Raw genomic sequence first — 10,677 nt, 5'->3', positions numbered from 1 at the left:
CTTGACGACAACGACACATCCCGCGGTTTCCTCCTTCGCGGCTTGCCCAACGCCGGCCGGAGACGCTTGCGTGCATCAGTTTGAGTCTGTGACGGCGGCCGGCATCGGACAACCCTTAACGATAGCGAACATCCGGAACGGCTCAGTGTACGCGGTTGTTGCTTTCACGGCAACGGCAGGGTTTTGTCAGGCGCTCTAACTTAGCGCTATCGGAAACCGGCCTCTGCCTTTGCACAGTTCCAGGACATTCGAGGAGTTTCCTTGAAACCGGACGCTACGCGGGAACGACCGTGGTTTTTCGTAGTGCATCAACATCACTGCGCAACTGCGCCGCCAGTTCATCGGCCTGCGCCTTGTCGAAATCCGCATGCATCCGCTTGCGCACCCCGAATTCATTGGGCATCACATGCTGGTCCGGCACCACGCCATGCTGCGCCAGGCACTGGCGCGCGCACGCGAGCGGACAGCCGTCGATGGCCAGCACCGGCCGCCCCGAACGCGCCAGCTTGACCAGCGGCGCCACGCCCCCGCCCACGCCGGCAATGCACGACATTTCGGCCGCCCCGCTGCGGTCGAGCGCAAGCGCCAGATGGTTGGCCATCTGCGCCGCGCTCGAACACCCGGAACACGAATACACCAGCGGCAGCGCCGCCCGGTCGGCATCCATCATCATTCTCCTTCAGTTGGCCGAAGCACGCCTCCAGCGCGCCGGCAGCAGGCGCTCCGGGTCGAACAGCGCGACATCGATCGCATCGAGCGTGTTCTTCACCAGCAGCCCCAGTTCGGTATCGCCTTCCATGCTCAGACGGCGGGCAAAAAACAAGGTGTCCGGATCTTCGCGCCGCTGCGCCAGCAGCAGGAAGTCGCGCGCGCTGGCGCCGATCGACAGGTCCGGTTTATCGGCCCCCGACAGGGCCACGAAGCGCGATCCGCGCCAGCTCACGTCGAAGCGCACGCCGGCGTCGGTGACGCCGATACTGATCGAGCGCCCTTCCAGCGCGGCGCGCACGTCGCCCGGCAGCTGTGGCCCGAGCACGCGGGTCAAGGCGGCGGCGAACAGCAGCGAGCCGGGAAAACGCGGCAGGTGGCCCAGCGCCCGGGCAAGCGGCTTGGGCAGGATCGGATACACGTGCGCTTTCATGCCGCCTCCCGCTTGTCGAACGCCATTCCCGGCTTGCCATGCCAGTAGCCGTCGCAGGGCGGCGCCGGCATCAGCGACGCCAGGCCGGCCAACGCTTGCGCTGTGTCGATCCGGCCCTGGCGCGCCTGGTCGAACAGCGCGACCACGGCATCGGTATGCTGCGCCTGGGGACTGATGCGCATCACATCGACGCCCATCGCCTGCATGTCGGCCATCTCGCCGAGCAGGTTGTACACCAGGTGCGACTGGATCTGGGTGCCATTGAGGATCAAAAAGGTGTCGGCGTCGCGCGTGCGCAGCTCCAGGCCGTCCGGATGCGCCATGCAGCTGAACTGGCAGTCGTCCTTGCCCAGGTTGCGGTGGCGCGCCGTGAAGCAGCGCGCCGAAAACGCCAGCGGCATGCGCCCATACGCGAACACCTCGGTTTCGAGTCGCGCCGGGCGGCTTTGCTGCATCACCGCCAGCGCCGCGCGTCCCATTTCGAGCGGCATGACCCAGCGCCGTGCGCCCAGCTGCGCCATGATGGCCACGCTGTCTTCGTTGTACAGGTTCAGATGCGGGCCGGCCACGAACGGCAGTTCGCCCTCGAGGCAGTGCACGGCGCCGATATCGTTCGCTTCGACCGCGAAGCGGCCGTTCGAGGTCAGCTTGCGCAGGGTGGCCAGGTCGCTGCCCGATTCGAGCAGGGCCTGGGTCGACAGCACCACCTCCTTGCCGGCGTCGGCCAGCATGGCGGCCAGCGCCAGCCAGTCGGGAATGCGCAGTTCGTGGCGGCGCGAGCACACCGTTTCGCCCAGGTAGACGATATCGACCGGGCTGGCCGCCACCGACTCGTAGAACGCCATCATCGTATCGCGCGGCCAGTAGTACAACACCGGTCCGAGTGCCAGTTTCATCATCGTGCCTCCCTTATTTCCATGAGCGGTGGTAGGCGCCCAGCGTATGCTGCTGCCCCTCTGCCACCTTGTTCAGATCGGCCATCCAGGCCTGCCTGGCCGAAAAACGCTTGGGATTGGCGCGGTACTGGTCGATCGCCTCGCGCCACACGCGCGTTACCTGGGCCACGTAGGCCGGACTGCGCTGGCGCCCTTCGATCTTGATCGCGCTCACGCCCAGCTCGATCAGCCGGGGCAGCAATTCCAGGGTATTCAGGCTGGCCGGTTCTTCCATCGCGTAAAACTGTTCGCCGGCGACGTCGAAGCGGCCCTTGCACAGGGTCGGATAGTTGGCCTGTTCGCCATCGGCATAGCGGTCGATCAGCACCTCGTTCAGGCGCGCCTCCAGCCCGGCCGGGGTCTGCTGCCAGCGCACCGCCTTGGCCGGCGAGCACACGCCGTGGGTGTTGGGCGATTCGCCAGTGGCATAGGACGACAGCGCGCAGCGCCCTTCGACCATCACGCACAGGCTGCCGAAGCCGAACACCTCGATCTCGACCGGGGTATTGCGCACCACCTGCTCCACCTGGGCCACCGACAGCACCCGTGGCAGCACCGCGCGCGCGATGCCGAAATGGCGGTGGAAGAAGTTGATGGCCTCGTAGTTGGTGGCCGAGCCCTGCACCGACAGGTGCAGCCGCAGCGCCGGATAGCGCTCGGCGGCGTAGCGCATCAGGCCCGGGTCGGCCAGGATCACGGCATCGATGCCGGCGCCAGCGGCGCGGTCGATGGCGCGCCGCCACAGCGCGCCGGCGGCCGGCTGCGGATAGGTGTTCAGCGCCAGCAGGACCTTGCGCCCGCGCGCATGGCTGTAGGCGATGCCCTGTTCGATCGCGGCCTCGTCGAAGTTCAGGCCCGCGAAATTGCGCGCGTTGGTAGCGTCGCGAAAGCCGAGGTAGACGCAATCGGCGCCGTTGTCCACGGCCGCCTTGAGGGCCGGCAGGCTGCCGGCCGGGCACACCAGTTCGAACGGCGTGGCGCCGTCGGAAGAATTTGACATCATGTTCATTCGTCGTAAGGTGGGGACTGCACTGTAGCCCGACGGCACTCCAGAAATCTTTGACGTGCATCAAGGATTTCCGGCATGCGATACGGCGACAATGGCGCCATTCCACAAACAGCAGGAGGAAACGATGGACACTATCGGCAGCTATCTCGAAGCCGACCATGTGCGTTGCGACGCGCTGTTCGCCAACGCGCGCCATGCCGTGCGCGTGGGCCTGTGGCGCGAGGCTGGCCGCGCCCTGGCCACCTTCCGCCACGCGCTCGAACGGCATCTGCTGATCGAGGAGCGCATCGTTTTCCCGGCCTTCGAAAACGCCGTCGGCACGACCAGCGCGCCCACCGCGGCGATGCGCAGCGAGCACCTGCGCATTCGCGGCGTGGTGCAGCGCCTGGCCAACGCGCTGGCCGAGCGCGATACCGAAGCCTTCCTGATTCACGCCGACACCTTGGGCATCGTGCTGTACCAGCACAGCGAAAAAGAAGAAGGCGTGCTCTATCCGATGATCGAACGCGTGCTCGCGGCCAGCTGCCACAGGCTGGTGGAGGCCATGCAGGCGTTCGGCGCGATGGACGAACTGGCCAGCGCCGCATGAACGCCGCCACGCCCATCCTGCACCAGCTCGACGTACGCGGCCTGGAGCCGCCCGAGCCGATGGAACGCGTGCTCGAAGCGCTCGACAGCCTGCCGGATGGCGACCACCTGTGCATGCTGATCGAGCGCGAACCGCGCCCGCTGTACCGCATCCTGGCGCACAACGGCTATGGCTACAACACCACCGTGCTGCCCGACTTCCTGTACCAAGTGCGGATCTGGCGCCGCGCGCCGGAGCCGGACGCCTGACCCATGCAGCGCACCCACTCGCTCGAACAGTCGCCGCCGCTCGGCGCGGTGCTGCGCTACTTCCTCGCCACGCCCATCTTCGCGCTGCTGGCCGGCGCGCTGCTGCTGTGGCAGGGTGCGCCGGCGCTGGCCTCGCGCTGGTCGCCGTCCACCTTGGCGCTGACCCACCTGCTGACCCTCGGCGCGCTGGGCATGACCATGGCCGGGGCGCTGATCCAGATCCTGCCCGTGGTGGCCGGCGTCACGCTGCCGCGCGCGCGTCTGCTCGCGCCCGGCGTGCACGCGCTGCTCGCCGCCGGCATCGTGGCGCTGGCGGCCGCCTTCCTGTTCACCCGGCCATGGCTGTTCCAGCTGGCGCTGGTCCTGCTGCTGCCCGGCTTCGCGTGGCTGATCGGCGCACTCACGCTGGCCTTGTGGCAGATGCCGCCACCGGGCGCGCTGCCGATGACGGCCACCGTCAGGCTGGCCCTGGGCAGCCTGGTCATCACGGTTTGCCTGGGCGCCCTGCTGGCGGGCGCCTTCGCCTGGCCGGCGGCGCCCGCGCCGCTGCCGCTGATGCTGGCCACCGACGTGCACGCGCTGTGGGGCGTGTTCGGCTGGGCCGGCATGCTGCTGGTCGGGGTATCGTTCCAGGTGGTGCCGATGTTCCAGGTGACGCCCCTGTACGACGCGCCACTGCCGCGCGTGCTGGGCGTGACCATCTTCCTGCTGCTGGTGACATGGACCGTGAGCGCCACGGCGCTGCGCGCGCGCCTGCCCTGGATCGACACGCTGGCCGGCGCGCTGCTGCTGGGAGCCTACGCGCTGTTCGCGCTGGCCACGCTGCGCCTGCTGGCGCGCCGCAAACGTCCGCAGGCCGACGCCATGACCCTGTTCTGGCGCCTGGCGATGGCCTGCATGCTGGCCTGCGCGGCGCTGTGGGCAGCGCCAGCCCAGCTGGCGGGCGAAGGCCGCAGCCTCGCGCTGGGCGTGCTGGCACTGGTCGGCTTCCTGTACTCGACCATCAATGGCATGCTGTACAAGATCGTGCCCTTCCTGCTCTGGGGCGACATGCAGGAGCGCGCCGCCGACGGCCAGCGCGTGCCGCCCATCAAGGCACTGGTCGCCGACCGGCAAGCGCAGCGCCAGTTCTGGCTGCACGCGGCGGCGCTGGCCCTGCTGGTGGCGGCCTGCTGGTGGCCGGACCTCCTGGCGCGGCCGGCTGCCGGCGCGATGTGCCTGTCGGCCGCCTGGCTGTTGCTGAACCTGGCGCTGGGAGTGCGGCGCGCCCGCGCGGCGCTGCGCCGGCGCGCTGAATAATTCACATACAGCAATTAACCCCGCGTGTGCACTGGCACTTCCGGGTTACACACTTAATTTTCCCTGATTTAAGAACCGTGCAGCAACACGTCCGAATGGAAATGTTATATCTTGACGCGTGGCGCCGAGGTCCCCCGCGCCGTCCAACCACGTGGTATAAATGCTTGAATCAACTTTGCTTTCCGGCGCAGCTGTCGCCGCCCATCCCGACATTCTGTACGGGCTTGCGGAACCCTCCCTGCTCAAACACGAAATCCTTGCCGACCTGCTCGAAGCGAGTGCGCGCCGCACCCCGGCCCAGGTCGCGCTGATCTATCAGGAACGCAGCCTCACTTACGCCGAACTGGACCAGCTGGCCGATATCGGCGCCTCGCGCCTGATCGGCCTGGGCGTGCGTCCCGGCCATATTGTCGGGCTGTGGATGATGCGCGGCATCGAACTGCTCGTGGCGCAAGCCACCATCGCCAAGGCCGGCGCCGCCTGGCTGCCGGTCGACCAGGATACCCCCGTCGAGCGCCTGCAAGTGTGCGTGGACGACGCCAGCGCCATCGGCGTGGTCACCAGCGCGGCGTTCGCCGCCCAGCTGGCCTGCGGCGCCACCCCCGCCTGGTGCGCGGAAACCTTGCTCTCCCCGCTGGCGCCGGGCGAAAGCGTGCAGCGGCGCGGCGCAGTGTCGCCCGACCAGCCCGCCTACGTCATCTATACCTCCGGCTCGACCGGCAAGCCGAAAGGCATCCTGATTTCCCAGCGCAGCATCTGTCACTTCTTGCGCAGTGAAAACGCGGTGCTGGGCGTGCGCGCCGACGACCGCGTGTACCAGGGCTTTTCGGTGGCGTTCGACATGTCGTTCGAGGAAATCTGGATTTCCTACCTGGTCGGCGCCACGCTCTGGATCGGCCCCAAGGACATCGCGGGCGATCCGGAAACCTTGCCGCGCATGCTGGCGGCGAACCGGGTCAGCGTGCTGCACGCGGTGCCGACCCTGCTGGCCCTGTTCAGCGAAGAGGTGCAGACCTTGCGCCTGATTAACCTCGGCGGCGAAATGTGCCCCGAATCCGTGGTCGAGCGCTGGGCCAGCCCGGGCCGCCAGATCTTCAACACCTATGGGCCGACCGAGGCCACCGTCTCGTGCAGCCTGGCGCGCCTGGAACCGGGGCGCGCAATCACCATCGGCACGCCGCTGCCCAATTACGGCTTGCTGGTGATCGGCACCGAAGGCCCGCTGCTGGCCTTGCAGCCGCGCGGCACTACGGGCGAGCTGTGCATCACCGGCCCGGGCCTGGCGGCCGGCTACCTGGGTCGGCCCGACTTGACGGACGAGAAATTCCTCGCCAATCCCTGGACCAGCGGGCCGCACGACGCGCGCCTGTACCGCACCGGCGACCTGGCACGCATCGATGCCGATGGCGAAGTGCAATGCCTGGGCCGCACCGACGACCAGGTGAAAATTCGTGGCTTCCGGGTGGAACTGGGCGAAATCGAAGCCGTGCTGGCCCAGCAGGCCGGCGTGGGCACGGTCGCGGTGCTGCTGCGCAAGGACGATGGCATCGACCAGCTGGTCGCCTATCTGGTCGCGGCCAGCGGCGCCAGCGACGGCGCGATTTCCGGCGCCACCCTGCGCCGCGCGCTGTCGGAACACTTGCCGGCCTACATGGTCCCGAGCCGCTACGAAGCGCTGCCGCTGATGCCGCGCTTAACGTCGGGCAAGATCGACCGCAAGGCGCTCAAGGCCATGCCGCTGGCCGCGCCCAGCGGCGCCGCCGATGGCTCGGACCAGCCCGAAACGGTAGCCGAAGCCGCGCTGTTCAAGGCGCTGGCCACCCTGTTCCCGGGCCAGCCGATCCGGCGCGAGGCCGACTTTTTTGCCGACCTGGGCGGCCACTCGCTACTGGCCGCGCGCCTGGCCTCGGCCTTGCGCACCGATCCCGCCTTCGCCCACGTCACCGTGCGCGATATTTACCAGCAACGCCAGCTCGGCAAGATCGCCATCGCCCTGGCCGACGCGCCCGCCGCCGGCGCCGCCGAACAAGACTGGACGGCCCCCTCGGCCACCCGGCGCTGGATCTGCGCGGCCGGCCAGGCGCTCGCCATTCCACCCATGGTCACCCTGCGCATGGCGCAGTGGCTGGCGCCTTTCTTTACCTATCACTTCTTCACAGGCGAAGCGGGCGACTCGGTGGCGCTGGCCGTGACCGCCTCGATCGGCGTGTTCCTGTTCGCCACGCTGATGGAATTTGTCATCGCCATCGCCGGCAAGTGGCTCATCGCAGGCCGCCTGAAGGCCGGTTCCTATCCCCTGTGGGGCTGGACCTATTACCGCTGGTGGCTGGCCGACCGGCTGGTCGAATCGGCGCCGGTGTACCTGCTGAGCGGCTCATCGCTATACGTGTGGTGGCTGCGGGCACTCGGCGCGCGCGTCGGCAACGAGGTGCTGGTCGGTTCCATGACCCTGCGCGCGCCGGACTTGCTCGACATCGGCGATGGCGTGAGCATCGGCAACGCCGTCAACCTCGAAAACGCCCGGGTCGACCGCGGCCGCCTGCTGCTGGGCGCCATTTCGCTGGGCAAAAACGCGTCCGTGGCCTCCTACGCCGTCATGGAAGGCAACACCGCCATTGGCGCGCTCGGCCACCTCGAAGGCCAGGCCGCCATGGCCGATGGCAGCCGGGTGCCGGAAGCGCGCGTATGGGGCGGCTCGCCCGCGCGCGACCAGGGCCCCTTCGTGTCCAGCCTGCCGCCACGGCCGCCGGTCAGCCGCGCGCGCCTGGCCGGCGAAGCCGTGTTCTTCGTGCTCGGCATCTTGCTGGTCACCACCGTGTTCTTCATGCCGGTCTTCCCGAGCTTCGTGCTGATCGACTGGCTCGATGAAATGGAAGTCATGCCCTGGCTGCAAGGCAAGCAGGTCACGACCCAGCTGGTGCGCTACTTCCTGCTGGCGTTTCCCGCCAGTGCCGTGCTGATCGTGCTGACGGCGCTGGTGTCGGCCGCGATCCGCTGGGGCGGACTGCCGCGCCTGCAACCGGGGCGCTCTGCGGTCCATAGCAATATTTACTGTGCCAAATGGCTGGTCAGCCATATCCAGGAATCCAGCCTGAACGTGCTGCACGGCATTTACGCCACCGTGTTCGCGCCCTTCTGGTACCGGCTGCTGGGGGCCAAGGTCGGGCGCGATGCCGAGATTTCGACCGCGCTCGGCGTAGTGCCCGACATGCTGACCCTGGGCGACGAAACCTTCATCGCCGATGCCGTCATGCTGGGCGACGAACATATCGATGGCGGCTGGATGACCATGCAAGCGACGGTCATCTCGCACCGCAGCTTCGTCGGCAATGGCAGCTACATTCCGGATGGCACGATCCTGCCGGAACGGGTACTGGTCGGCGTGCATACCCATGCACCCGAGAACGAACGCATGAAAAGCGGCGACACCTGGCTCGGATCGCCGGCAATCCACCTGCCGGCGCGCGAACAGGTAAGCGGCTATCCCGAATGGCTGACCTACCGGCCATCGGCGCTGCGCCGCATCGGACGCACGCTGGTGGAAACGTTCCGCATCGTCGCCCCGCATGCACTGGTGATTGCGGTCGGCTACACCGTCGTGCTCGACGTCATGCCGGAAGCGGCCGCCGGCCAGTGGAGCGACGTCATCGCCGACCTGGCGCTGGCCGGGCTGGGGTACGGCATCGGCAATTATTTGTTCGTACTCACGCTCAAATGGCTGCTGCTGGGCCACTACCGCAAGCGTTCCGCGCCGATGTGGACCCCGTTCGTATGGCTGTCGGAAGGCGTGACCAATCTGTACGAAGGCATTGCCGTGCCCAATTTCATGCGCTATCTGCGCGGCACGCCGTGGTTGCCGGTGGCGTTCAGCTTATTGGGATGCAAGATAGGGCGTGGCGTGTACCTGGACACGACCGACATTACCGAGTTCGACTGCGTATCGATCGGCGATTACAGCGAGCTCAACGCATTCGCCTGTCCCCAGACCCATTTGTTTGAAGACCGGGTAATGAAAATCGACCACGTGGAGATTGGCAGCAAGGTAACGATGGGACCGCGCAGTTCCGTGCTCTACAGCGCCAAGGTCGGCGACAATGCCCGCCTGGGGCCCCTGACCCTGGTGATGAAGGGGGAACACATTCCCGCCGGCACCAGCTGGGCCGGCTGCCCGGCGGCACCGGCCCGGCACTGAGCGGACGCCCCATAAAGCAAAATTGCCCAACCGGGGTCTGAGCCCGGTTGGGCAATTTTGCTGATCGGCAATGGAATGGAGGTCAGCCGGCAACCCGCTTGACCATGCTGGCCACCAGCGCATCGGCCAGCGCCATCACGACGGCATGGCGCTTGCGCGCTTCCGAACGCTTTTTCGACTGGATCTGTTCCATGTCGGGTTCCCGCACCGGCTCGCAGGCCAGCCCGAAATCGCCGTCGGGCCGGGGTTCGGCGCCGAGCTCGTTCCACATCTGGTCGTAATCGGCCAGCACCTTGCCACGCCGGATCGCCCCGTGCACCACGCGGTTGGCATTCCCAACCAGCCGCACGCGGCCGCAGCCGAAGGCGTGGCCCAGCTGGCGCACCAGGGTCACCAGCAAATGCTTGGGCCGCACGCCATGCAACTCGCGCGTGGCGTTGCGGATCGCTTCCAGCCCATCGCCGCCTTTCGGCCCCTGGATGCAGCCGATACAGACAATCGTCTCGCCCTCTTCTTCCGCGAACGTGAACGCCAGCGAAAACACCGGGGTGCCGGCGTCGCACAGTTGCAGCACCAGCTCGCCTTCGCGTTCCATGGTGGACACGGCGCGCAACTGCAGTTCGTAGATGGTGCCGGTCTTGCCCTCGACCGCGCCAAGCGGCACGCCGGCGCGCGCGGCGGCGACGATCATCGGCCCCAGCCCGCGGCTGAACACGAAGCCGTAATGGGCCGCCAGCACGCGCAAGCGCGCTTCGGCGCACAGCACATTGCTCATGTACGGGCGATAAATCTTGTAAAGCAGCTTGGGGGTGTCACGCACCAGGTCGGAAAACGCCGGATGGGCGTTGAGCACGCGCAGCCATTGGCCCGTGACGCGGCGGTTCAGGAGCGCGCGCGCATGCAGCTTGAGCCGTTCACGCCAGTATTGCGAGGCGGGCAAGCCGACCGGTACGCCGGAGCGGATCGTGATCGACGGGGTCCGGATAAACGTCTCCAGCCCCCCTGCGAAAGGGCCTTCTTGAAAATTCATTACTCAACTCCGGCTGACAATCTGAACGGTGCAACAGTTCTAAGCAGCACCGTTGCAAATAATTGCTCATTGTAAATTAAAATATCCGGAGTAAATACATTTTATTTCCTGTCGGAAGAATAAAGGCATGCTAATGAGTAATCCGGTGCGCATTGCTTGTCATAAAGCGTTGTTTATTGCAGGCACCGGCATGCAGGCCACATCCTGGCCCTGCGAGGAGGAATGAATTCGGGC

At 66.9% G+C, this 10,677-nt stretch carries 9 protein-coding genes; 4 read left to right on the top strand and 5 right to left on the bottom strand.

The annotated features are described in order from the left end of the window. Positions 1–274 precede the first annotated feature (274 nt). Genes F2P44_RS21385 through ubiU form a run of 4 tightly spaced genes read right to left on the bottom strand, consistent with a single transcriptional unit; the run spans position 275 to position 3,085 of the window. A complete protein-coding gene (locus F2P44_RS21385) occupies positions 275–667 on the bottom strand; it encodes a putative zinc-binding protein (protein ID WP_167089079.1) in 393 nt (130 codons plus the stop codon). A 12-nt stretch (positions 668–679) separates the two neighbouring features. Further along, positions 680–1,141, bottom strand: coding sequence for a ubiquinone anaerobic biosynthesis accessory factor UbiT (gene ubiT, locus F2P44_RS21380; RefSeq protein ID WP_167089077.1), 462 nt, complete (start codon positions 1,139–1,141; stop codon positions 680–682). Continuing rightward, positions 1,138–2,037 carry a ubiquinone anaerobic biosynthesis protein UbiV gene (gene ubiV, locus F2P44_RS21375; protein WP_167089111.1) on the bottom strand — a complete coding sequence of 300 codons (900 nt, stop codon included), beginning with the start codon at positions 2,035–2,037 and terminating at the stop codon, positions 1,138–1,140. The genes ubiT and ubiV overlap by 4 nt, the downstream gene beginning before the upstream one ends. Positions 2,038–2,050: 13 nt before the next feature. Continuing rightward, positions 2,051–3,085: a ubiquinone anaerobic biosynthesis protein UbiU gene (gene ubiU / locus F2P44_RS21370; RefSeq protein WP_167089075.1), complete on the bottom strand. Its 1,035-nt coding sequence runs from the start codon at positions 3,083–3,085 to the stop codon at positions 2,051–2,053. A 124-nt stretch (positions 3,086–3,209) separates the two neighbouring features. On the opposite strand from ubiU, the gene F2P44_RS21365 reads away from it, so the two are divergent. From F2P44_RS21365 to F2P44_RS21350, 4 genes are all read left to right on the top strand, one after another. Further along, a complete protein-coding gene (locus F2P44_RS21365) occupies positions 3,210–3,674 on the top strand; it encodes a hemerythrin domain-containing protein (protein WP_167089073.1) in 465 nt (154 codons plus the stop codon). Continuing rightward, the gene (locus F2P44_RS21360; protein WP_167089071.1) at positions 3,671–3,922 is read left to right on the top strand and encodes a DUF2249 domain-containing protein; all 252 of its coding nucleotides are present in this window, start codon (positions 3,671–3,673) and stop codon (positions 3,920–3,922) included. The genes F2P44_RS21365 and F2P44_RS21360 overlap by 4 nt, the downstream gene beginning before the upstream one ends. Positions 3,923–3,925: 3 nt before the next feature. Further along, entirely contained in the window at positions 3,926–5,221 is a 1,296-nt protein-coding gene (locus F2P44_RS21355) for a permease (protein ID WP_167089068.1), read from the top strand. 160 nt (positions 5,222–5,381) lie between these two features. Further along, a complete protein-coding gene (locus tag F2P44_RS21350; protein ID WP_167089066.1) occupies positions 5,382–9,413 on the top strand; it encodes a Pls/PosA family non-ribosomal peptide synthetase in 4,032 nt (1,343 codons plus the stop codon). Positions 9,414–9,495: 82 nt separating this feature from the next. Here the strand turns inward: F2P44_RS21350 and F2P44_RS21345 are convergent, their stop codons facing one another. Then, on the bottom strand, positions 9,496–10,443 hold the full coding sequence (locus F2P44_RS21345) for a VirK/YbjX family protein (protein ID WP_167089064.1): 948 nt from the start codon (positions 10,441–10,443) through the stop codon (positions 9,496–9,498). Positions 10,444–10,677 lie beyond the last annotated feature (234 nt).

This window comes from Massilia frigida (assembly GCF_011682175.1).
In the GTDB taxonomy this organism is placed as follows: domain Bacteria; phylum Pseudomonadota; class Gammaproteobacteria; order Burkholderiales; family Burkholderiaceae_D; genus Telluria_A; species Telluria_A frigida.
This window is presented reverse-complemented; position numbering and strand designations above follow the sequence as displayed.